26 protein-coding genes are annotated in these 21,668 nt (G+C 66.7%); 9 read left to right on the top strand and 17 right to left on the bottom strand.

Annotated features, from left to right (window positions below; translation table 11 throughout):
* Window positions 1-17: 17 nt before the first annotated feature.
* The 3 genes from AC5JLE_RS14335 to AC5JLE_RS14325 are packed head-to-tail and all read right to left on the bottom strand — an operon-like array spanning window position 18 to window position 1,976.
* Window positions 18-752, bottom strand: a complete 735-nt coding sequence (locus tag AC5JLE_RS14335) for a DNA-formamidopyrimidine glycosylase family protein (protein ID WP_032962431.1) — start codon at window positions 750-752, stop codon at window positions 18-20.
* Window positions 745-1,512 (bottom strand): DUF72 domain-containing protein, encoded by a 768-nt coding sequence (locus AC5JLE_RS14330; RefSeq protein WP_496065410.1) that lies wholly within the window; start codon window positions 1,510-1,512, stop codon window positions 745-747. The genes AC5JLE_RS14335 and AC5JLE_RS14330 overlap by 8 nt, the downstream gene beginning before the upstream one ends.
* On the bottom strand, window positions 1,509-1,976 hold the full coding sequence (locus AC5JLE_RS14325; RefSeq protein ID WP_496065409.1) for a BLUF domain-containing protein: 468 nt from the start codon (window positions 1,974-1,976) through the stop codon (window positions 1,509-1,511). Before AC5JLE_RS14325 ends, AC5JLE_RS14330 begins: the two co-directional genes overlap by 4 nt.
* Before the next feature lie 303 nt (window positions 1,977-2,279).
* Here AC5JLE_RS14325 and AC5JLE_RS14320 point away from each other — a divergent pair, with 303 nt between their 5' ends.
* A complete protein-coding gene (locus tag AC5JLE_RS14320) occupies window positions 2,280-2,603 on the top strand; it encodes a KGG domain-containing protein (protein ID WP_046430680.1) in 324 nt (107 codons plus the stop codon).
* Between the two features lie 101 nt (window positions 2,604-2,704).
* On the opposite strand, the gene AC5JLE_RS14315 is transcribed toward AC5JLE_RS14320, so the two are convergent.
* From AC5JLE_RS14315 to AC5JLE_RS14305, 3 genes are all read right to left on the bottom strand, one after another.
* Window positions 2,705-3,613 carry a manganese catalase family protein gene (locus AC5JLE_RS14315; RefSeq protein WP_046430681.1) on the bottom strand — a complete coding sequence of 303 codons (909 nt, stop codon included), beginning with the start codon at window positions 3,611-3,613 and terminating at the stop codon, window positions 2,705-2,707.
* Window positions 3,614-3,649: 36 nt separating this feature from the next.
* Entirely contained in the window at window positions 3,650-4,171 is a 522-nt protein-coding gene (locus AC5JLE_RS14310; RefSeq protein ID WP_046430683.1) for a ferritin-like domain-containing protein, read from the bottom strand.
* 159 nt (window positions 4,172-4,330) lie between these two features.
* On the bottom strand, window positions 4,331-4,675 hold the full coding sequence (locus tag AC5JLE_RS14305; RefSeq protein WP_100450505.1) for a hypothetical protein: 345 nt from the start codon (window positions 4,673-4,675) through the stop codon (window positions 4,331-4,333).
* A gap of 203 nt (window positions 4,676-4,878) precedes the next feature.
* Between AC5JLE_RS14305 and AC5JLE_RS14300 the strand changes: the two genes are divergently transcribed.
* Window positions 4,879-5,271 (top strand): response regulator, encoded by a 393-nt coding sequence (locus AC5JLE_RS14300; protein ID WP_103282327.1) that lies wholly within the window; start codon window positions 4,879-4,881, stop codon window positions 5,269-5,271.
* 16 nt (window positions 5,272-5,287) lie between these two features.
* On the opposite strand, the gene AC5JLE_RS14295 is transcribed toward AC5JLE_RS14300, so the two are convergent.
* The 8 genes from AC5JLE_RS14295 to AC5JLE_RS14260 form a co-directional block, all read right to left on the bottom strand.
* Entirely contained in the window at window positions 5,288-5,686 is a 399-nt protein-coding gene (locus tag AC5JLE_RS14295) for a BLUF domain-containing protein (RefSeq protein ID WP_032955963.1), read from the bottom strand.
* 135 nt (window positions 5,687-5,821) lie between these two features.
* Window positions 5,822-6,250 (bottom strand): BLUF domain-containing protein, encoded by a 429-nt coding sequence (locus tag AC5JLE_RS14290; protein ID WP_049407359.1) that lies wholly within the window; start codon window positions 6,248-6,250, stop codon window positions 5,822-5,824.
* A gap of 77 nt (window positions 6,251-6,327) precedes the next feature.
* Window positions 6,328-7,059, bottom strand: coding sequence for a glycosyltransferase family 2 protein (locus AC5JLE_RS14285; protein WP_496065408.1), 732 nt, complete (start codon window positions 7,057-7,059; stop codon window positions 6,328-6,330).
* Entirely contained in the window at window positions 7,056-7,643 is a 588-nt protein-coding gene (locus AC5JLE_RS14280) for a class I SAM-dependent DNA methyltransferase (protein ID WP_032955967.1), read from the bottom strand. The genes AC5JLE_RS14285 and AC5JLE_RS14280 overlap by 4 nt, the downstream gene beginning before the upstream one ends.
* Window positions 7,640-8,398 carry a PIG-L deacetylase family protein gene (locus tag AC5JLE_RS14275; RefSeq protein WP_032955969.1) on the bottom strand — a complete coding sequence of 253 codons (759 nt, stop codon included), beginning with the start codon at window positions 8,396-8,398 and terminating at the stop codon, window positions 7,640-7,642. The genes AC5JLE_RS14280 and AC5JLE_RS14275 overlap by 4 nt, the downstream gene beginning before the upstream one ends.
* A complete protein-coding gene (locus AC5JLE_RS14270; RefSeq protein WP_032955971.1) occupies window positions 8,386-9,327 on the bottom strand; it encodes a hypothetical protein in 942 nt (313 codons plus the stop codon). Before AC5JLE_RS14270 ends, AC5JLE_RS14275 begins: the two co-directional genes overlap by 13 nt.
* A 102-nt stretch (window positions 9,328-9,429) precedes the next feature.
* Window positions 9,430-9,933, bottom strand: a complete 504-nt coding sequence (locus AC5JLE_RS14265; protein WP_014647185.1) for a hypothetical protein — start codon at window positions 9,931-9,933, stop codon at window positions 9,430-9,432.
* A 10-nt stretch (window positions 9,934-9,943) separates the two neighbouring features.
* Complete coding sequence (locus AC5JLE_RS14260; protein WP_496065435.1) at window positions 9,944-11,107, bottom strand: zinc-dependent alcohol dehydrogenase; 1,164 nt, start codon at window positions 11,105-11,107, stop codon at window positions 9,944-9,946.
* Window positions 11,108-11,255: 148 nt separating this feature from the next.
* Between AC5JLE_RS14260 and AC5JLE_RS14255 the strand changes: the two genes are divergently transcribed.
* From AC5JLE_RS14255 to AC5JLE_RS14245, 3 genes are all read left to right on the top strand, one after another.
* Window positions 11,256-11,444 (top strand): hypothetical protein, encoded by a 189-nt coding sequence (locus AC5JLE_RS14255; RefSeq protein WP_014647187.1) that lies wholly within the window; start codon window positions 11,256-11,258, stop codon window positions 11,442-11,444.
* Window positions 11,445-11,544: 100 nt separating this feature from the next.
* Window positions 11,545-12,183 (top strand): DUF6766 family protein, encoded by a 639-nt coding sequence (locus AC5JLE_RS14250; RefSeq protein ID WP_049407371.1) that lies wholly within the window; start codon window positions 11,545-11,547, stop codon window positions 12,181-12,183.
* Window positions 12,184-12,186: 3 nt separating this feature from the next.
* Window positions 12,187-12,756 carry a cysteine hydrolase family protein gene (locus tag AC5JLE_RS14245; RefSeq protein WP_414613823.1) on the top strand — a complete coding sequence of 190 codons (570 nt, stop codon included), beginning with the start codon at window positions 12,187-12,189 and terminating at the stop codon, window positions 12,754-12,756.
* Between the two features lie 7 nt (window positions 12,757-12,763).
* Here the strand turns inward: AC5JLE_RS14245 and AC5JLE_RS14240 are convergent, their stop codons facing one another.
* From AC5JLE_RS14240 to AC5JLE_RS14230, 3 genes are all read right to left on the bottom strand, one after another.
* Window positions 12,764-12,997, bottom strand: coding sequence for a metallothionein (locus AC5JLE_RS14240; protein WP_014647190.1), 234 nt, complete (start codon window positions 12,995-12,997; stop codon window positions 12,764-12,766).
* A 122-nt stretch (window positions 12,998-13,119) separates the two neighbouring features.
* On the bottom strand, window positions 13,120-13,566 hold the full coding sequence (locus AC5JLE_RS14235) for a Rap1a/Tai family immunity protein (RefSeq protein ID WP_414613822.1): 447 nt from the start codon (window positions 13,564-13,566) through the stop codon (window positions 13,120-13,122).
* A 355-nt stretch (window positions 13,567-13,921) separates the two neighbouring features.
* Entirely contained in the window at window positions 13,922-14,905 is a 984-nt protein-coding gene (locus tag AC5JLE_RS14230) for a LacI family DNA-binding transcriptional regulator (RefSeq protein WP_014647193.1), read from the bottom strand.
* 157 nt (window positions 14,906-15,062) lie between these two features.
* On the opposite strand from AC5JLE_RS14230, the gene ptsP reads away from it, so the two are divergent.
* The 4 genes from ptsP to AC5JLE_RS14210 all read left to right on the top strand — a co-directional run bounded on the left by ptsP (window position 15,063) and on the right by AC5JLE_RS14210 (window position 21,586).
* Window positions 15,063-17,573 carry a phosphoenolpyruvate--protein phosphotransferase gene (gene ptsP / locus AC5JLE_RS14225; protein ID WP_496065407.1) on the top strand — a complete coding sequence of 837 codons (2,511 nt, stop codon included), beginning with the start codon at window positions 15,063-15,065 and terminating at the stop codon, window positions 17,571-17,573.
* Window positions 17,570-18,526, top strand: a complete 957-nt coding sequence (gene pfkB, locus AC5JLE_RS14220) for a 1-phosphofructokinase (RefSeq protein WP_496065406.1) — start codon at window positions 17,570-17,572, stop codon at window positions 18,524-18,526. Before ptsP ends, pfkB begins: the two co-directional genes overlap by 4 nt.
* A gap of 86 nt (window positions 18,527-18,612) precedes the next feature.
* Window positions 18,613-20,319 (top strand): PTS fructose transporter subunit IIC, encoded by a 1,707-nt coding sequence (locus AC5JLE_RS14215; RefSeq protein WP_496065405.1) that lies wholly within the window; start codon window positions 18,613-18,615, stop codon window positions 20,317-20,319.
* A 13-nt stretch (window positions 20,320-20,332) separates the two neighbouring features.
* Window positions 20,333-21,586: a carbohydrate porin gene (locus tag AC5JLE_RS14210; protein ID WP_142234746.1), complete on the top strand. Its 1,254-nt coding sequence runs from the start codon at window positions 20,333-20,335 to the stop codon at window positions 21,584-21,586.
* The last annotated feature ends 82 nt before the right edge of the window (window positions 21,587-21,668 follow it).

Below are 21,668 nucleotides of genomic sequence, written 5' to 3'. Positions count from 1 at the left end.
CGCCATGGAAGGCGGCCTCAGGGTGGGTAGAGTACCTGATCGTTTGGGCAGAAGAACGTGCGTCGCCGCGTCGTACCCATGTACAGCTTGCTGACCGGGCCACCGCAGAGCGGGCACACCTTGCGCGTATGCACCTGCCAGTGCTTCTTCAATTCGAAGCGCCGTTTCCATTCCAGGAAGTCGAAGCTGTAGGCACGGGCCTGGGTGATCAGGGCGGTGAGCTTGCGCGGTGGCAGGTCGCCCAGTCGCGTGGCCGGATGCACGCGGATGCGGAACAGCACCTCGTTCTTGATGATGTTGCCGACGCCGGCGAAGATCGTCTGGTCCAGAAGCGCATCACAGACCAGGGTGTCCGGCAGCGCCTTCAGCTTGCGCCGGGCCAGTTTTGGATCCCAGGCGTCGTTCATCACGTCCGCCCGCCAGTCGTAGACGTCGTCCAACGGCTGGTCGATCAGCCGGACGGAACACGCATAGAAATTCAGTTCCCCGTTCTCGAATGCCAGCGACACCCGTGCAGGAACTGGCTTCCGTTCGTCGATGCGCCAGCTGCCGAACATCATCAGATGGATGCGCAGCGTGTGGTGGCTGAACTCCAGCAGGAAGTGCTTGCCCCAGCTGCGAACCGCCTTGACCCTGCGTCCCTGCAGCGGTGACAGGTCGATGCGGCTGTTGCCGGAGACGCCGCGCACGACGTGACCCTTGAAGCGGCTGGCGGCTTCGCGCAGCAGGACAATGGACGGACCCTCAGGCATGCGCGTTCTCCTGCAGCAGTGCCTGCAGGTGCAGGGCGTTGCCGGTCGCGTGGCCCAGCGCGGTGTTGTCCAGTACGCACCAGGCGCGGCGCTGCGCAGCGGCTTCACGCTGCAGGTGCTGGGCCAGCCCCGCCAGCGCCTGTTCGCTGTAGGGGCTGCAATAGATCTGCGGCTGCCCGTGCCAGCGCCAGTAGCTCCACGTGCGGTCACCGCCCGGGACAGCTGCTGCCGGTACCCGGGCCGGGTCAGCCGCGACCCGTGCGATGCCATGGTCGCTCAGCAGCGTATCGACGTCCGCAGTGAACCAACTGGGATGGCGCGGTTCGCAGGCGACATCAACCGAGGTGCGTGCGCGCAGTCCGTGCAGGAATGCCTTTACGGTTGCCGGCTCATACGCCAGGCTGGGCGGCAGCTGGAGCAGCAGCGGCCCCAGCCTGTCCCCCAGCGCGATCACGCCATCAAGGAACAGCGCCAGCGGCTGCATCGCGTCGCGCAGCCGGCGTTCATGGCTGATCACGCGCGGCAGTTTCACCGCGAAGCGGAAACCCGCGGGCACGCTCGCCGCCCACCGGGCGTAGGTCGCCGCCTGGTGGGGGCGGTAGAACGAGGAATTGATCTCGACCATCGGCAGGCGGGTGGCATAGCGCTGCAGTACGCTGTCGCCTGCGCCGAACGCCGCCTGCGCCGCGCGCGACAGCGACCAGCCTGCGCAGCCGATCCGTACATGTCCTGGCGTGCCCGGGGCGTCGGCTGCGCTCATCGTGCTACCGGTCCGTCCGGCTCCAGCAACCGGCCATCGCTGGCGCCTGGCGGCGCCTGCGCCACCGATTGCAGTCGATCAAGCGCACTGGTGCCAGGAGCGAGCGCGGAGGCGCTGCGCACGAAGCCGGTCCAGTCGGAGATCGCGATCTTTCCCAGCGCCAGCTCATCCACGCGCACGCTGTGCATGCGCCAGTGCGGGAACTGCCGCCGCCCCACCCTGCCCCGGTTGAGTTCGACCAGACCGTTGTGGCTGCCGGCCGCCAGGATGCGGGTGTACGCCGCGCTGACACCGGACTCCGGGCCTTCGAGATATTGCAGGAAGCGCGTGCCGTCGAACAGGAGGACGCCGGTCACATCAACCGACTCGTTGAACAGCATCGCGTCCGCGACAAGCTGCTGCAGCCGTTCTGCAGTCAGGTTTCGGGTGGCTTCACTTACATATGCAATGGCACGAAGAGGCATGACAGCACCGGGTTGTTGCAGATGGCTCTACCTTAGCGGTGCGGATCAAACGCGCGGTGACACCGGCGTGGAGGCGGCGTTGAACCTGTACGTGCCAACGGCGCGCTGCGTTGACACCCGGCTCGAGCACCACGACCGGCATGCCGTGTCTTCCGCCGATGGATTTGCTTTCGTGGAGAATGCATGAGGAAGCGCGTGCCTGCGCATGACATCACGTTGGCAGTGGTGCCACCGCCGTCTAGCGGCGGATCTGGAAGATGGTCGCTGCCGCCAATCGGGCGGCTCACTCCAAGGAGACTTTCCATGGCCAACCAGAACCAGAACCAGGGCAGCAGCAACCGCGGCTTCGCTTCGATGGACGAAGACAAGCAGCGCGAGATCGCCGCCAAGGGCGGCCGCGCCGCGCATGAGTCGGGCAACGCCCATGAATTCAGCTCTGAAGAAGCGCGCGAAGCCGGTCGCAAGGGCGGCGAAGCGGTGAGCCAGGATCGCCAGCACATGGCCGACATCGGCCGCGAAGGCGGCCAGAACAGCCATGGCGGCGGCAACCAGGGTGGCAACCAGGGCGGTCGGCAGCAACAGCAGGAACGTGGCGGCAACAACAACCGCGGTGGCCAGCAGCGTTGATCGAGACTGACCGGTTGCACCCCATGTGGGCGGACAGCGTGTCCGCCCACTTTTTTTTCACGCGAAACGTGGGGCGGAGGCCCGCCCCGGCCTGTCCCGCGTCAAGGCTCCCGTGGCGGCAGGTCGAGCGCACCGGCGCCCGGCCCGGCGCCCAGTTCGGCACCGGTTGTCGGCCGTGCTTCGGGATCGGAAAGCGTTCGCAGGGTCATGGCCTGCACCGCCGCCTGCTCGCGTGGGTCCAGGCCCACCGTGGCGCTGCCGTCACCGCCGTCCACAGCGGCCTGGGCCTCGCGGTCGCTGACCCGCTCCCACAGCTCGCCGCTGTTCCAGCTGCCCAGCAGGTCATCGGCGCCGTCGCCCTGCGACATGTCCATGTACAGGTCGGTAAAGGCGGGGTCACCCGGCTGCTTGCCCGGTGGGAAGTTGGGCTGGATGCTGTGCAATGCCTTTTCGAAGGACTTCTGGTGGGCGATTTCGCGCGTCATCAGGAAGCGCAGTGCGTCCTTGATGCCTGGATCATCGGTCACCGTGATCAGTCGTTCGTAGACCAGCTTGGCGCGGGCTTCGGCGGCGATGTTCGAGCGCAGGTCGGCGGTGGGCTCCCCGATCGAATCGACGTAGGCCGCCGTCCACGGCACCCCGCTGGAATTGACCAGCGCCGGGCCGCCCCCATACAGGATCTGTTCGGTATGGCTGGTGCTGTTCTGGCCCAGCAGCCGCATGTCCTCGGCTTCGGCAAGACCCTCGGACTGGATGGCCTTCGGGCCGCGGTTGAGCATGGCGATGATGGTGCCGATGATCTCCAGGTGGCTGATCTCTTCGGTGGCAATGTCCATCAGCAGGTCCTTACGGCCCGGATCGCATTCACCGAGTCCCTGGGTGAAGTAACGCATTGCAGCCGCCAGTTCGCCTTGCGGGCCGCCAAACTGTTCCAGCATGAGGCTGGCAAGCTGCGGGTTGGATTCGCGCACGCGCACGGTGTACATCAGTTTCCTGTGGTGAAAGAACATGGGACTGTCTCCTGTGTATGGCAGGCGGGATCGGGATCAACGCTTGGCTTGGGCGCCAGGCGTTTCGTCACGGTTGAGGAAGGCGCCGACCAGGCTGTCCTGGTGCTCTTCCAGCCAGCGCGCCATGGCGATCTCTTCCTGCAGGATCTGGCCGCACACGGCCGCGATATCCGGCGCGGCGGCCCGCTCGGCCGCGATCACCAGTGCCCGGTAGGTGGCGATCTCGGTGTTCTCGAAGCCAAAGGAGATGCCGATGCTCTTGACGACCTCGTCCTCCATCAGGGTGTTGCCGGCGGCGTGGATCGCTGCGGTCATGCTCGCGAACAGCCCCTTGGCGGTGGGCACGCTTCCGCCGAGCGCTTCAATGCACTCGCGCAGGGAGGCGGCCTGCTGCTGCGTCTCCAGCACGTGCTGGCCGATGCGTGCGGCAAGATGGGGATAGTTCTGGATGCGCGAAGCCATGGCCTTCATCATGGTCTCCGCCTCCTGCTCCATGGCGTAGGCATCCTGCAGCCATTTCAGCAGGCGCTCGCTGCGGACGGTGTTCTGGTCTGCCATCACGGTCTCCGGTAGTGGGGCGACATGCCTCCGGAGACCATGGTGGCGAGGCAGCAATCACTGCCTCGTCGGCCGGCGTGAGCCGGCGGGCGTGCGCGCTGCACCTGGCGCTGATGCGGTCATAACATCCGCGGGCGACTGGCAACGCCGACCGTACGGTCAGGCGGGCATCGCGCCGGACACTACAGCGCTGCCGGCGTCGCGACGGGGGCTTGCTGCGGGTGCGCGCGCGCCTGCGGACGCCTTCAACGCCTGGATCACCCGGTGCTGCGCACGGTGCGCGCCACCTTCCACGCCCACCACGTAGACAAAGCGGCCATCGAACTTGGCCTGGGCACCCTCCAGCACGTCATCTTCCTGCAGGGCGCGCTTGAGCGATTTCATCCATGCCCGTTCGGGGGTGCGATCCAGCTCCACGACGATCGCAGCGCCGCCGCAATCCAGGGACATGCACTCCACGCGCAATGCGCAGGGGGCGGTGGGGTCGGTGGCGGATCGAGGCATGGTCATGGCTCCAGTGCTGGGGGACGGCGGCAGTATCCATGGCCGCCGCCAACGCGCCGTCAAAAAAGGCGCACCGCCTTCCACGCCGCATCGACGGCACCGGGTGCGCAAGGCGGCTTCGCGCTGGGCTGACACGGCCCACGCGCGCCGTTGATGCAATACAGCACACACTGCAGTTCCCAAGGCAACACAGGCATGCGCGCATGCAATCGGAAATGAACCAGCGCAGGTGCAACCTGCTGCTGGTTGAAGACCAGCTCGATCTGGCTGCACTGATGGAACAGGCGCTGGAAGACGGCGGCGGCCGGGTGACCCATGCCTACAGCGTGTTCGATGCGCTGGGGCTGCTGGATACGCAACGTTTCGATGGCGCGGTTCTGGATGTGGAGCTTCGCGACGGCGTGGTGTTCCCGGTGGCCGATCGGCTGGCGGAACTCGGCATTCCCTACCTGTTCGTGTCTGCGGTCTATGACCAGCTGGTGCCGCTGCGCCACCGCCGGGCAACCTTCGTGGCCAAGCCGTTCCACATCGACCGGTTGCAGGAAGCCGTCCAGCAGGTCGTGGGAGACGCCTGCGCGCCCCCTGCCACGCATTGAGCGGCAGACGCCGGGATTATGCCAGGTGTGGGGCTACCACCTGGCCCAGCTGGCGCAGCGCACCACCACGGGAGAGCCCGCTCCAGTTGCCACGAGCGACGCTGCGGATGTCGGCAGGGTCGGTCCAGAGCAGCCGCATCGACCAATAGGGAAAGAACCGGCCGGACACCCTGCCCCGGCCCAGCTCAAGCAGTTCGCAATGGCTGCGGGCACCGAGGATGCGGCTGTACACCACGTTGATGCTGTCTTCCGGTCCCTCGATGTACTGGAGGAAGCGGTGCCCATCGTAAAGAAGCACACCCGTCACGCCTGCTTCGAAGTTGAAGCGGGCAGCGGCCCTGGCGAGGTCGTCCACAGGGTCCATGGAAAGCCCCGGTATCGCCTCACTTGCGTAAGCGATTGCGCGGAGGGGCACGTTGATTCCTTCTGACGCAGGAAGTGTCCTGCCCTTCCATGATGCCGCGCTTGCCGTAGAGCCAAATGAGGCGGTTCACAACCTGCCTCGCTCCATCCTCTCCCCTGCGGCACACTGCAGTAACAGGTTTCCGGCTCAGGCGGCCTTTGCGTAGGGCTCGACAATCAGCAGCAGCTTGCCCATCGCCGTGGCATCGGCCTGTTCGGTCGCTGCCCGCTGGATGAAGCTGGTCCAGTCGGCACAGGCGATCTCGCGCAGCTCATCTGCAGTGACGGACAGGCAACGCATGGGCCAGAACGGCAGCCGCCGCTGGCCGACACGCCCCCGCGCAAGTTCGATCAGGTGGATGTGACTGCTGGCGCCGGCGACACGGGAGAAGGCCACATCCAGTCCATCGGCAGGGCCCTCCATGTACTGCAGGAAGCGTTCGCCGTCGAACAGCAGCACCCCGGTCACCCCTGCGCCCCGATTGAAGCGCGCGGCATCGTCCATCAGCGCTTTCAGACGTTCCGGCGAGAATCCACTGACGGCCTCGCTGACGTAGACGATGGCTCGATTCGGCATGGTGCCACTCCTGCTTCCCAGCGCTTCACTCTAGGACGGGCATCGTGGCGAAACCGTAAACGCCGGCCGGGAAAACATCACATCATGCCCAATTCAGCGTGGTTTTCGAGGCGCTTCCAGCTCCCACCTTCCGCCGATCTGCCGCCGTGGCGGGGGCGCGCACCCTCCATTCCGGCCAGGTAGGCCGAGAACCCTCCGGTCGCGCGTCCCACCAGGCGGGCACTGGTCATGACGATGGGAGCGCCGGCCCACCTTACGTCAGCGCCGAGGCGTTGCAGGCTCCTCACCAGTGCAACATCCTCTCCACAGCGCAGGGGAGCAAATCCCCCGGCCGCCAGATAGGCCTGGGCGGAGACGCCGAAATTGGCACCGTGGATGCGCCCATGATCGTCGCCCCACTGCTGCCGTTTCTGGAACGCGCGTCGCAGGCGCTTCTCCGTCCTGGAGGTGGTTGCTATGTCCACCAGTCCGCAGAAGGCGTCGCACCGGCCCTCAAGCTGGGCAACCAGCCATTCGGGAGGTACCTCGCTGTCGGCATCGGTGCTCGCCAGCCATCTCGCACCGCGTCCGAGCAGCTCAGCGGCGGCCGCTGCCCTGGCAACGCCGACGCAGCGTGCTTCCAGGCGCACCGTATCGACCCGCTGCTGCTGGCAGATGGACGCGGTGGCATCCGAGCAGCTGTCCAGTGCAACCACCACCTGCACTGCTTCGCCGTGCAGCCCGGGATGCAGGGCTGCCCTTCGGATCGATTGCAGGCAGCGCTCCACGCTGGCTGCCTCGTCATGGGCCGGAACCAGGATGCCGATCATCGCAGGCCCTCGTTGCGGGCCAGCGATAGTGCGCTGCGCGTCCAGCCCTGCAGCACGAAGTCCGCATCACGATAGTGGAAGGCTTCGTGCAGGCCTTGGCCAAGGCACCGATGCACGACGTCGGTGCGACTTGCGCGCCCATGGAACGAAGGCAACCAATGGCAGGCGACCAGCAGTCCGTCGTCGCGAAGGGCCGAATCGATGCCGGCGCGCAGCTCGTGTAGCGCTGCTGCACCCAGGTAGTAGCCCATTTCCCCGCAGACGATCAGGTCGAAGCGGCCCGGCGGCCATTGCTCGGGATGGCTGGCGCAATGGACCTGCACATGCGGCAGGTGGGCCAGGTTGCGGCGGGCCCGGAACGCTGCGCGTGGGCTGATGTCGGTGGCCAGCAGGCGCTCGCAGCGGGCGGCCAAGGCCTCGGTCAGCACGCCGTTGGAGCATCCCAGCTCCCAGCCCCGAATGAACTGGCGCTGGCTCAGGCTGGCCAGCAGCAGCGCACGCTTGCGTTCTTCATACCATCGGCTGCGATAGCCGAAGGGATCCTCCTGCTCATGCAGTTCATCGAAGTACGGTTGCGCGCTCATGCCAGGAATACCTCGTAGTTCCGGAAGAATCGGGTCAATACATGTGCGGGCAGCACCGGCGGGCTGTTCAATTCCGGCACCTCGCCGGTCTGGGTCCGGAAGTGCGCGATGGCGTTTCGTTTTGCGGCAGCCACTGCTGAAATGTCGATCAGCCTGGGAACCTCCCACGCCATGTGTGCGCAGGCGGGGTCAAGCCAGTGCCAGCCCCACACCGGGTACTCCAGGCGTCGGCAGCCCACTGTCCGCACCGCCCTGCAGGCAGCACGCCCTGCGGCTTCATGATCGGGATGCCCATCAAAGCGCCAGGGTGCCAGGACCAGGTCGCTCGGCTGGAGGTGCTGCTGCAGCCAATCTTCCAGGCCCTGTTCGTGCGCACTGACCGCGCCGTCGGCGATGCCGAGATGAAACGCGGATCCAGGCCGGATACCGAGTTCGCCCAGCGCTGCGGCAAGCTCGGCGCGTCGCGCCGAGCGCAGGCGTTCTGGCGTCCACCAGTGCTCGTCCGGATAGCACGCTTCGCCATCAGTCACGGCGACGACGCGTACCTCCATGCCCTGCTCCGCAGCGTGACGGAGCAGTCCACCACAGCCGAGGATCTCGTCGTCTGGATGGGGTGCGACCACCACGACGCGATCATGGCCGGCGCACAGGGCATTGGCCGATGTTGCCGGCCGCTGCCACAGCCAATCGCAGCGCAGCCATGCCTGCTCCTGCGTTCCTTCCCCCTGCAGGGGTGTCCTGGCTACAGCGCCCATGTCGCCTCCTGGCTCGCCCGCTGGCCGCCCAGCCATTCCCAATCGCGATCTGCGTGGCTCTGCCGAAGGAACACGGTCAGGTCCGCGCAGCGACGGGCGTGGGCATCTTCCAGGCACATCGGCGCCGGGCCCAGTGCGCGCCCCGCCAGATCCAGGACACGCGTCGCCGCGCGCTCGACCACGCAGCGCAGGCGCACGACCTCTTCGCGGTGCGCCGATTCCGGCGCGGCGTCGATGCGCGCCGCCACTTCGCGAAGCAGCGCCGCCGCCGGGCCCAAGGCGAGGTCCACTTCACCCAGTAATCGCGCGCGATTCCCCTCGGTGCAGGCTGGCCGCATGCGCTCGGCCAGGGCGGCCGCCGCGCCGAACCAGACTGCCGCGATGCCCGCACCGCCGTGCCAGAAACCCGGTCGCTGCAGGTACTCATCGCGCGTTCCCAGAAGCGCCATCGGTGCGCCGTCGAACCGCACCGTGGTGGACGGAACGCCGGCCATGCCAACGGCCGGCCAGGGCTCATCTGCAAGCGTGCGCCAGTGCTTCGCTGCCACCTGGCACAGCCACACGCCCTGCGCGTTGCGGACGGTTACCAATGCCGCATCCACCCACGCGCTGCCGGAACACCAGGGCTTGTCACCATGGAGCTGACCGTGAACATCGAAGCGGAGTGTGTTGGCTGGACCTTCCGCGGCCCAGACCGCCAGTAGCTGGCCTTCAGCCAGGGCGGGCGCGTTCAGTTCGGCAATGATCGCTTGGGCGTCGTAGTGCGCCTCAAGCACTTTGGCCAGGCACAGGTCTTCCGCCCCCCATGCCGCCAGCGCCTGCCACCGCCGCAGCGTGAGGCCGCTTCCGGGCAATGGCAGGTCGGGCCGCTGGACCACTACCTCGCGAGCGCGGCTCTCCAGCGGGGATGGCGGCGTCACATGCTGCATGAAGGGGCCTGAAATGGAGAGACATGTCGAACGTAGGCGGCAAGCGGTCACATCACTGTCTGGGAGGCGTAGCCGGCGCATGAATTCTCTGCGCGATGATCCTCACGCGCTCGCTTGCCCGCGCTGCCGTCGTGCGCGCAGGCACTGCAGCAGCTCCCACAACCATGGCAGCACGACCACGCCCAGCGCCGGCAGCAGGACCAGCCACCAGACGCCCGGTGCTGCAGGCTTCACTTCGAGCGACCACCGGGGGTGGACCTGCCAGCCCACCCAGCCCAGCAGGACCCACGGCGCGGCATCGAGCACGCTGTGCACATGCTGCTCTGCCGGGCTGATGCGTCGTCTGCCGTCCGCGCTGACGGTGTCGAAGTAGCCGGCGATTGCGTGCGCGAGGACCAGAAGTGCCAGAAACGTGACGAGCGACAGCGTGTTTTCCAGCAGGAGCCATGCGAGCACCCCGCTTCCGATCAGCAGCAACTGCACCCCATGCAACAGGCTTTCGCGCATCGCAGAGGTGTGTGGAAGGTCGGTCCGCCGGTGAAAATGGAAGTCCAGCCAGCCGGCAGCCAGCCACAGTGCGTAGACACCGGCGGCAATCGCGCTCATGGCAGCATGCTCAGGGTATCAGCACGATCTTGCGGCAGTCGTCATCCTTGGCATCGAATATCGCGTAGCCCTGCGCAGCGTCGGCCAGGCGCATCCGGTGCGAGATGATGTCACCCGGATCCAGCTTTCCTTCCATGATTGCGTCAAGCAGTTCCGGCATCAGCCCCTGCACATGGGTCTGGCCCATCTTGAATGTCAGACCTTTATCGAACGCATCACCCAGCAGAAAACCATGGATGAAGCCGGCATAGACGCCTGGAATGCTGACCACGCCGCCACGGCGCGTTGCCGCGATGCATTGCCGTATCGCCACGCCACTGCTGCCTTCCAGCTTTACAGCGGTCAACGCTGACTCCAGCGCACTGCCCTCGGCCTCGAAGCCTACGGCCTCGATGCAGGCGTCTACGCCCCGCCCACTGGTCTGGGTAAGGATGTAATCGGCCGGGTCTTCTATCTCCTTGAAGTCGATGGGGGTCACGCCGTAAGCACGGCGTGCATAGTCCAGGCGGTAACGAAGGTGGTCGACCATGAAGATGGTCTCTGCTCCCAGCAGTCGGCAACAGGCCGCGCTCATCAGCCCAACCGGACCGGCGCCGAAGATGGCCACCGTCGAGCCGGGCTTCACACCCGCGTTCAGCGCGGCCTGATAGCCGGTCGGGAGAATGTCAGACAGGAACAGCACCTGCTCATCGGCCACGCCTTCCGGAATGCGCAACGGGCCCACGTTGGCCTTCGGCACGCGTACGAATTCGGCTTGGCCACCGGCTACGCCGCCATACAGATGGCTGTATCCGAACAAAGCAGCTGGAGGCAGCAGCCCTTTCGGGTTCAGCGCCGCGCCCTTGCCAGGATTGGTGGTCTCGCATGCGGCATATTCGGCCAGCCTGCAGTGGAAACACTCGCCACAGGCGATCACGAACGGAATCACCACGCGATCGCCCGGCTTCACCTGGGTCACGCCGCTGCCGACCTCTTCCACCACGCCCATGAATTCGTGGCCCAGTACATCGCCATCGTGCAGATCAGGAATCTTGCCGCGGTAGAGGTGCAGGTCCGAACCGCAGATGGCGGTGGCGGTCACCCGCAGTATCAGATCGTCATCCGCCGCCAGTACCGGGTCGGGCACAGTCTCGACGCGCACATCCCTGCGGCCGTGATAGGTCAATGCCTGCATCGTGCTGCTCCAGGAGCTCGGGTCTTCAGCATCGCAAGGCCGCCATCCGGCTGCAGTGACATCCCGGTGTGCGCGGCGTTCATTCTGCAGCGTCGTGGCGTTAACCCGGCGCGGCGCAGGCTTCACTCTCTCGCCGCAGGAGCTGCCCATGAACGACAAACTGCCCTTCAATCCAACGACGGATGTGGACGATCAGTCAAAAGCGCACACGCCGGACAAACGGCGCAACGATCGAGCCAGATGGAAGGAGCACGACATGCCCGACGACGGCGACGGCCCCAAGGCGGTACCGGAGGACTACGAGCGCCCTGATCCCGATCCGACGGGAAAGCGTTGAGTCCGCCTCACATCCCGGATGCGCAGCAATCACGAGGCATGGCCCTTTGCCCACGCAAGCTTCATGGACGATCTTTGGAACGGCCTGAACGAGGTGTTGCATGTGGAAACGCAACGGTCTCTCGCTGGTGCTGCTTGCGCTCACGTTGGTGTTCATTGTGGGCCAGGCAGTTGCGGGGCATCACGTGCACAACCAGGAACTGGTCGAGCACGGACGCGTGCCGATCGATTTCTGGCACTACCTGGCTACCGGGCACTTCGTCAGCGCCACGTTCGAGAACTGGGAGAGCGAGTTCCTGCAGATGGGGATGTACGTTCTGCTGACGGTCAGCCTGCGCCAGCGCGGTTCGGCCGAATCGCGGCCGCTGGACCCTGCGCAGGAACAGAATCGCATCGAACCCGGCCGCACGCCCTGGCCGGTCAGGCGCGGTGGCCTGTGGAAGGTTCTTTACGGTCATTCGCTGGCGATTGCGTTCGGGCTGTTGTTCCTGTTCAGCTTTACGCTGCATGCATTGGGAAGCTGGCGCGCCGAGGAGGCCGAACAGCAGTTGAAGGGATTGCCGCCGCCAGGCTTTGTGGAGCACCTCGCCAGCAGCACATTCTGGTTCGAATCCATGCAGAACTGGCAAAGCGAGTTCCTGGCCGTGCTGTCTCTGGTGGTGCTGACGATCTTCCTGCGCCAGAAAGATTCGCCGCAGTCCAAGCCGGTCGAGGCGCCGCATACCCAGACAGGAGATTGAACCATGGCAGATGATCCGTCGACGGCCTTGCTGATCATCGACATGTTCAGCCGTTTCGATTTCCCGGGCGCGCAGGAGCTGGCGCCCGCGGCAGAGCGGGCGGCCCGGCAGATCCGGCGCCTGAGGGATCACTTCGACGAACGCGGGTGGCCGGTCATCTACGCCAATGACAATTTCTCGGATTGGAAGCGCGATTTCCGCCAGCAGGTGGAACAGTGCCGGCGCGACGGCGGTCCGGCGGGACGAATTGCCAGCCTTCTCTCGCCCTTGCCCGGTCATTACTTCGTGCTCAAGCCCAAGCACTCGGCGTTCCTGGCCAGTCCCTTGCCAATTCTGCTGGCCAAATTGAGCGTGCGCCGCCTGTGCCTGAGTGGCATGACGGCCGATTCGTGCGTTCTGGCCACCGCGCTGGATGCCAACGCCAGAGAGTTCGACGTCGTGTTGGCACCGGAGGTCGTGGCGGGGCTGCCTTCCCGGAAGCGGCGCGCACTGGCGCTGCTGACTGATTCGGGCGCAGCCCGGATCGCGCGGCTTTCTTCGCTTGTCTCTGGGCAGGAAGCAGGAGGGCGCTGAAGGCAGCTCAGGCCCGGTCGGCTATACCCTGTACGCCGGCATGACCGGCGCAATGTGCACAGCAGAAGATCTGGCCATTTCCTTCAACGCCATGCCCAATGACCGCGCATTTGCAGTGTGCGCAGCGGGGTGCGAATGCGTGGATCGCGCACTCGAACGAATCGAACGTGCCGCTGCGCCCGCCCTGCTGCAGGGTAAAGCTCTTGTCGTAGTTGTTGCCGCAGACATCACAGGTAGCCATGGGGCACCTCGTGCTGTGGAAGGAACATGCAGTGTGGCGAGCGCGAATGTCGGTGGCCGTGAATGCACCGTGTCGCGAGGGTGTAGGACGTCCGCATCGTCGCCAAGCGGGCGCGGCGTGCTTCATTGGCCATTGCCGGGCTCGGCACTGTTGCCACGTGGTGTGCCGCGACCACAGGGAAACGCCGTGCGCAGCCCTTCGACAACCAGTGGCGACGCATCCTGCTGCAATCGCTCGCGGGGCAGTTGCCGGAGATGGGAAGACACATGGTCGACCAGTTCATGCGGAAGGATCTGGCCCTGCCCGCACCACTGTCCGCGGCTGGCATCGGCGACGCCCAGGATATAGCCGCTGGCGCGAGCGCTGGACAGGCTCCGGCACTGTTCGCCGTCGCAGAACCCGTCATCGCCTTTCCCCTGGAGGAGGGTGATGAGTTCCGTGCCGCTGACAAGCCAGGTCCGTGCCGGCTGCGTTGTTCCGGCCACGGTGGACCCAGCCAGCGCGCAGAGGCCAAGTGCGAGGAGCCGAGGCATGACGCGGCGCGCCTGGGGTTGGTGATGTCCCTTCATGTTGAGGCCCTGGCTGTTGCTTTCATGGATGCCACGCGGCAGAGGTCAAAGCCGATCAAGCTGGCCGAGAAACGCGGTGAGATCGTAGAGGCTTCCAGAATACGTCGTATTGGCCGTTTTCCATGCGCCACTGCCCGGAGATGCCTCGCCAGTCGGACCAACGGGTTGATGAAGGCACGGGCGCTGCCAGCCATCTGGACAGATCGTGATGGATGCCTGCAGGCGGAGCAGTGCTGAATATGGCTCTGACACGGCGGTGCTCCCTGTGCCTGCGTACGGATGGCTTGTAGCAGACAACGCATGACCCGCCAACACCTGGCGGCTGCTTCATGGACTGCCGCAAGCAGGCGCCGGACTATCGCCCAGCCGTCGACCCTCTCACCACGCACCTTCCCGTCATCACCAGCCTGCGCACGGGCAGCTCCGGCATGCGCAGGCGTTCCAGCAACAGCGACATCGCAGCGCGCCCCATGTCTTCAACCGGCTGCTCGACCACGGTAATGCCAGGTTCGACCAGCTCGGTCCAGCGCTCGTTGTCGAACCCTGCCAGCGCCAGCTCCCCTGGAATGGCGAGACCGGCGCTGCGTGCCGCCTTCAATGCACCCATGAGCAGCAGGCTGTTGCTGGTGACCAGCGCGTCGGGACGCGAAGGGCCGGCCAGCCATTGGTCGACCGTTGCGATGGCGGCCTCGGCCGTTGGCTCGACTTCACGGTAATCCGGCTCCAATCCGTGCGTGCGCATCGCAGCAAGATAGCCGTCGCGGCGCTCGGCCGCCGTGGTGCTGGTGCTGCCGAACAGGCCGCCGATGCGGCGATAGCCACGCTCGACGAGATGCTCGACCAGCGCGCCCATCGCCGCGGGATTGTCCAGCACCACGCTGTCGATCGACCCGCTGGCCGCGGCGCGGTCCACCAGTACCGTCGGGAAGTCCAGCGTGAGCCGTTCCAGCCGCCCCACCGTGGTCCGTGTGGGCGCAAAGATCAGTCCACTGATGCGCTCCTCGTGCATCAACTGCAGGTACAGCGCCTCGCGCTCGGGGTCTTCGTCGGTGTTGCAGAGCGTGACGCGCAGGCCTTCGCGATAGGCGACCTCCTCCACCGCACGGATAAGCGCAGTGAAGAACGGGTTGCGGATATCCGCAACGATCAACCCGATGATGCCGGTGTGCCGGGAGCGCAGCCGCCTTGCCTGCAGGTTCGGCCGATAGCCGGTCTGGCGGATCGCCACCTCGACCCGGCCGCGAACCTCTTCGCTGACCGGGCCGCCCCCGAGCACCCGCGACACGGTGGACTTGGATACCCCCGCTACACGCGCGACGTCATTGATGCTGATACTCATTGGAAACGTTCCCGGAAAAGTGCGCCTGCCATGGCCCGGCGGCTGTTCAGGACAATGCTAACGCCAAATAGCTATTGGCATTTTGTGCAGTGCACATTGAAATAGGCAGTGGGAACGTTCCCAATATGCCCAGCCATCCTTTTGCCGGAGCCGCCCTTTGTCGCCCCAGACCTTCCCCTCCCCCGTCAGCCGGGAACTGATCCGCCTGGACGCGCGGGCGCAGGACAAGACCGATGCGATCGCCCAGGTCGCGCAGATGCTGGTCGCGGCCGGCTGCGTGGCGCCGGGGTACGAGGCCAGCATGGGACGGCGCGAAGCGCTGGCCAACACCTTCCTCGGCCATGGCGTGGCAATCCCGCACGGGCTTGGCGAGGACCGCCATCTGGTGCGCCGCGATGGCATTGCCGTGCTGCAGTTGCCGGAAGGCGTGGAATGGAATCCGGGGCAGGTCACCCGTCTGGTGGTTGGCATCGCTGCCCAGTCCGATACCCACATTACCCTGCTGCGCCGCCTGACCCGGCTGATCCAGGATGAGGCAACGCTGCAGCGCCTGTTTGCGACCACCGATGCGGGTGAGATCGTCAACGCGCTGACCGGCGACATTGCGATCACGGCCGCCCAGGTACCGGCCACCGATCTGGCCGAGCGCTTTGACTGGACCATTGCCTACCCCAGCGGCCTGCACGCGCGCCCGGCCACGCGCTGGGCAGAGACGGCGCGCCGCTTTGCGGCCCGCGCCCAGGTGCGTGCCGGCGACCAGGCAGCGGACGCCAAGAGTCTGGTCGCGCTGCTGCAACTTGGCCTGCGTCATGGCGATGCCGTCAGCGTGTCTGCCGAGGGGGCGGATGCCCCTGCCCTGCTGACCGCGCTGCGCAGGGTCATGGAGGACCTGATGGCACAGGAAAAGGCCGACGCCGAACGCGCAGCACAACGCAAGGCCACGCCGGTGGCAGGCTGGAATCCGCCCGAGGCACAGGCTGCCATCGTCGGCATCGGTGCCAGCCCTGGGCTGGCAATCGGCCCGGTGCATGTATTGGCCAGCACGCAGGCCGAGGTCGCCGACCGCCCGGCCCCGCTCGGCGAAGGCGGGGCGTGTCTGCAGGACGCGCTCGCCCGTACCCGCCAGCAGTTGGCCGCGCTGCAGGATGACACCCAGCGCCGGCTTGGCGCCTCGGACGCCGCCATCTTCAAGGCCCATGCCGCGCTGTTGGACGACACCGACCTGATTACCCGTACCTGCCAGCTGATGGTCGAAGGCCATGGCGTCGCATGGTCCTGGCACCAGGCCATCGAACACATCGCCTCGGGCCTGGCCGCGCTGGGCAACCCGGTGCTGGCCGGGCGCGCCGCCGACCTGCGTGACGTTGGCCGCCGAGTGCTGGCGCAGCTTGATCCGTCGGCCGCCGGTGGCGGCCTGGCCGACCTGCCCGCGCACCCGTGCATCCTGATCGCGGCGGACCTTTCGCCGTCCGACACGGCCAACCTCGACACTACCCGCGTGATTGGCCTGGCCACCGCGCAGGGCGGGCCGACCTCGCACACCGCCATCCTCTCGCGCACCCTCGGCCTGCCGGCGCTGGTCGCCGGGGGGGGCGAGCTGCTCGCGATCAGCGCCGGTCGCGAGGCGATCATCGACGGCAGCAGCGGGCGGCTCTACCTGTCTCCGTCCGAGGCCGACCTCGCCTCGGCGCGCGCGTGGATCGCCGAACAGCAGCAGATCCGCGAGCGTGAAGCGGCGCAACGCGCGCAGCCGGCACAGACGCCGGACGGCCACCGCATCGACATCGGCGCCAACGTCAACCTGCCCGAGCAGGTGCCGCTGGCACTGGAGCAAGGTGCGGAAGGCGTCGGCCTGATGCGCACCGAATTCCTGTTCCTTGAACGTGGCAGTACGCCCAGCGAGGATGAGCAGTACACCACGTATGTGGCGATGGCCAAGGCACTCGGCGGCCGCCCACTGATCGTGCGTGCGCTCGATATCGGTGGCGACAAGCAGGTGGCGCACCTGGAGCTGCCGCATGAGGAAAACCCGTTCCTGGGCGTGCGCGGCGCGCGCCTGCTGCTGCGCCGGCCGGACCTGCTGGAACCGCAGCTGCGTGCGCTGTACCGCGCGGCGAAAGACGGCGCGCGCCTGTCCATCATGTTCCCGATGATCACCTCGGTGAGCGAGCTGGTCGCACTGCGCGCCATCTGCGAGCGCCAGCGCGCAGCACTGCAGGCGCCCGGGGTACCGATCGGCATCATGATCGAAGTGCCGGCCGCTGCGGCGCAGAGCGATGTGCTGGCCCGCCACGCCGACTTCTTCTCGATCGGTACCAACGACCTGACCCAGTACGTGCTGGCGATCGACCGCCAGAATCCGGAACTGGCCGCCGAGGCCGACAGCCTGCATCCGGCTGTGCTGCGCGCGATCCGCGCCACGGTGGAAGGCGCACGACTGCATGGGCGCTGGGTGGGCGTCTGTGGCGGGCTGGCCGGCGATCCGTTCGGCGCACTGCTGTTGGCCGGCCTGGGCGTGGACGAACTGTCGATGACCCCGAACGACATCCCGGCCGTGAAAGCACGCCTGCGTGGCAGCGCGCTGGCCGATCTGCGAACGCTGGCTGCGACGGCGCTGGACCGCGAAACCGCTGAGCAGGTGCGTGCGCTCGATGGAGCGCGCGCATGAGTTCCCGCGCCGTCACCATTACCCTGAACCCGGCAATCGACCAGACCGTGCGGCTGGCGAACCTGCAACCGGGTCACGTGCATCGCGCCCGCAGTTCCCGCGACGACGCCGGCGGCAAAGGCATCAACGTGGCCGCCTGCCTGGCAGACTGGGGCGTGCCGACCACTGCGCTGGGCGTGCTCGGCGATGGCAACGACGGCGTGTTCAGCGCACTGTTTTCCGATCGGGGCATCGCAGACGCGTGTCTGCGCATTCCGGGCCGTACCCGCACCAACATCAAGCTGGTGGAAGACGCCAACGGCGAGACCACCGACATCAACCTGCCCGGCCTGTCACTGCGTGACGCCGATCTGGACGCGGTATCGCGCCGACTCGACGCACTGCTCCAGCCGCAGCTGCCGGTGGTGCTGTCCGGCAGCCTTCCGTCCGGGCTGCAAGCCGATGCATGGGCCCGACTGCAGGCGCAGGTGCGCGCCGCCGGCGCGCGCGTACTGCTGGATACCAGTGGCGACGCGCTTGCCGCGGCGTTGAGTGGTGCACAGGGTGCACTGCCCTACGCGGTCAAGCCCAACCGCCATGAACTGGAGGCCTGGGCCGGCACGCCGCTGCTGGATCGCAGCGCCCTGCGCGCCGCGGGCCGGGCCTTGGTCGAACGCGGAGTTGCACTCGTAGCGATCTCGATGGGCGCCGACGGCGCGCTGTTCATTGATCGCAGCGGCGCCCTGGTTGCACGGCCAGCGCGACTGGCGCAGGGCAGTACGGTCGGTGCCGGCGACGCCATGGTCGCCGGCATCGCCGCCGCCTTGTTGGAGCCCTCCCCCGATCTGGCCAGTTGTGCGCGACTGGCCACGGCGTTCTCGATGAGCCGGCTGGAGAGTGGCGACGCGCGACGGCTGGACCCGGCGCAGGTGCGCGCGTGGACCGGCGATGTACTGATCGAGCGGTTGGATTGAAACCCCTGCAGAGGGGGCTGCGGCTGGCCTTGGGCCACCGATGGCCCCTGCTGCAAGGACGAACCCGAAGAATTCCAGGAGTTGCCATGCAAGCTTCCACCGTAGTCATCGCCGCTGGCGAACGCAGCATCGAGGCCGTTCTTGCCGCCGAAGCGCTGCGCCGCGCCGCACGCCAGCAAAGGGTCGAATTGGCGATCGAAATCCGCAGCGATCAGGGCGTGACCGGGGCATTGCCCGACGCGCAGGCTGCCGCCGCAACGCAGCTGCTGCTGGTGGGTGACGGCGAGGCGGACAGCGCCCGCTTCGGCAATGCCCAGATCGTGCGCGCCGGCCTCGGTGAAGTGCTGGACGACCCGCTCGCCGTGCTGGCGCAGCTCGCCGCAGCATCGTCACCCCCTTCCAGGGATGACGCGGGCAAGCGCATCGTCGCCGTCACCTCCTGCCCGACCGGCATCGCCCACACGTTCATGGCGGCCGAAGGCCTGCAGCAGGCGGCCAAGGCACTGGGCCACGCGATCCGGGTGGAAACCCAGGGCTCGGTCGGCGCCCAGGACGCGTTGAGCGACGACGAAATCGCCGCCGCCGACCTGGTGCTGATCGCCGCCGACCGCGAAGTCGATCTGTCGCGCTTTGCTGGCAAACGCCTGTTCAAGAGCGGCACCAAGCCGGCGATCAATGACGGCCAGAACCTGATCCGCAAGGCGCTGGCCGAGGCTGGCGTGCAGACCGGCAGGGTGGCTTCAGGTCGCACCACCGAGAAGGCCAGGGTCACCGGCCCCTACAAGCACCTGATGACCGGCGTGTCGTTCATGCTGCCGTTCGTCACTGCCGGCGGCCTGCTGATCGCACTGGCGTTCGCGCTCGGCGGCATCTATGCCTTCGACGATGCACACAAGGGCACGCTGGCCTGGTCGCTGTTCCAGATCGGCGCCAAGTCCGGCTTCATGCTGATGGTGCCGGCACTGGCCGGCTACATCGCCTACTCCATCGCCGATCGCCCGGGCATCGCCCCGGGCATGATCGGGGGATTGGTGGCAGTCAACATGGATGCGGGCTTCATCGGCGGCATCCTGGCCGGTTTCATCGCCGGCTACGGCGTGCATTGGATCAACCGTGCGCTGCGCCTGCCGCGCAGCCTGGAAGGCCTCAAGCCGGTGCTGATCCTGCCGGTGCTGGGCACGCTGCTGGTCGGCCTGTTGATGATGTATGTAATCGGTACGCCGGTGGCTGGGCTGCTGGCCTGGCTGACCGACTGGCTGCGCGGCATGCAAGGCAGCAGCGCGATCCTGCTTGGCCTGCTGCTGGGCGGCATGATGGCGGTGGACATGGGCGGACCCGTCAACAAGGCGTCCTACGCCTTCTCCACCGCATTGATTTCCAGCCAGGTCTACACGCCGATGGCGGCGACGATGATCGGCGGCATGACGCCGCCGCTGGGTATCGCACTGGCGACATGGCTGTTCAGTAGCCGCTTCACTGCCGAGGAGCGTGGCACGGCCGGTGCCGCTGGCGTGCTTGGCCTCAGTTTCGTGACCGAAGGCGCGATCCCCTATGCTGCGCGTGATCCGCTGCGCACCATTCCGGCGCTGATCCTTGGTTCTGCCGTGGCCGGTGCGATTTCGATGGCCGCAGGCGTCGAACTGAAGGTGCCGCATGGCGGCGTGTTCGTGCTGCCGATCCCGAACGCAGTCACCCACCTTGGCATCTACCTGCTGGCACTCGTGGCCGGCGTGGCCGTCACCGCGGTCGCGCTGCGCGTGCTCAAGAAGCCGGTCACGGCTCCCACCCTGTAAAAGGAACCCGCCCATGACCTCCCCTTCCCGCCGCCTGCTGCCGACAGTGATCCTGCTGGCCCTGCCATCACTGGCCGCAGCCGCCGACGCGAGCGACGTCTTCGCTCCGAAGCTCGCCTACACCGGCGAAGCGGCCGCCACGCTCGACGGTGGCAAGCGCAGCGGCACGGCCTATGCCGGCCAGCTGATGTTCGGTGCCGACGTGGACCTGGACGCGGCGTTTGGCTGGCGAGGTGCGACGGTCAAGGCCTACGGCATCAACCGCCATGGCACCAATCTCGCCAACAGCAGTACAGGCAACAGCACCTCGGTGCAGGAAATCTACGGCGGCCAGGGCACGCGCCTGGCCAACCTGACCCTCGAACAGAAGTTGTTCAACGACCGGTTGGTGCTGGAAGCAGGGCGCAGCGTCGCCAACATCCACCACCTGGGTTCGGACCTGTGCCAGTACTTCCAGGGCAACTCGGCCTGTGGCAACCCGACCTACGTATTCCGCACCAGCAGTTTCACCTGGTGGCCGGTATCGAGCTGGATGGCCGATGCCACGGCCTGGGTGACGCCCGATGTCTATGTCCGCGTCGGCGCCTACCAGGTTGATCCCAGCCAGGCCGAGGATGGCCAGCATGGCCTGAAGTGGAATACGAACCAGGCCACCGGCTGGATCGTGCCCTACACGATCGGCTGGCGCAGCCCTGCTTCGGCACGACTGAAAGCCCGCTACGAACTCGGTGGTTGGCAGGACAACTCGACCTATCGCGATCCGCTGCGCGATGCCAACGGCATTCCCGCGCTGCTCAGTGGCCAGGAGTACGCGACGCGTCACGGTCGCTCCGGTGCGTTCGCCCGCTTCGAGCAGCAGCTCACCAGTGATGGTGCCGGCCGCGGCCTGACCCTTTTCGGTGCGGCGCTCAAGGGCACCTCCGGCCAGTTGATCGAGGATCATTTCCTGCAGGCCGGGCTGGTGCAGAAAGGCACGTTCGCCCGGCGGCCGCAGGACAGCATCGCTTTCGTCGTGACCCAGCAGAAGTACAGCAGCATCGCGCTGGAAGACCTGCGCCTCGCCCGCGCCGCAGCCGGTGGCAGCGGCACCCCGCACGGGAGCCAGGTGATGATGGAGCTGAGCTACGGCATCCAGCTCACCCCGCAGCTTCGTGTTGCACCGAACCTGCACTACATCGTGCACCCCGACCAGTTCAATGAGCCCGCACGCCAGCATGACCTGCCGGATGCGCTGATCGCCGGCATGCGGATCGACTGGAACCTGTAGGAAATGTCAGGTGGTCCTGGGGCGCGGCCCGTGTCAGGCACCGGGTCCACGGCCGGTCCAGGCGGCGTACCGACCGCCCGGC

The organism is Stenotrophomonas sp., assembly GCF_059505245.1.
This window is presented reverse-complemented; position numbering and strand designations above follow the sequence as displayed.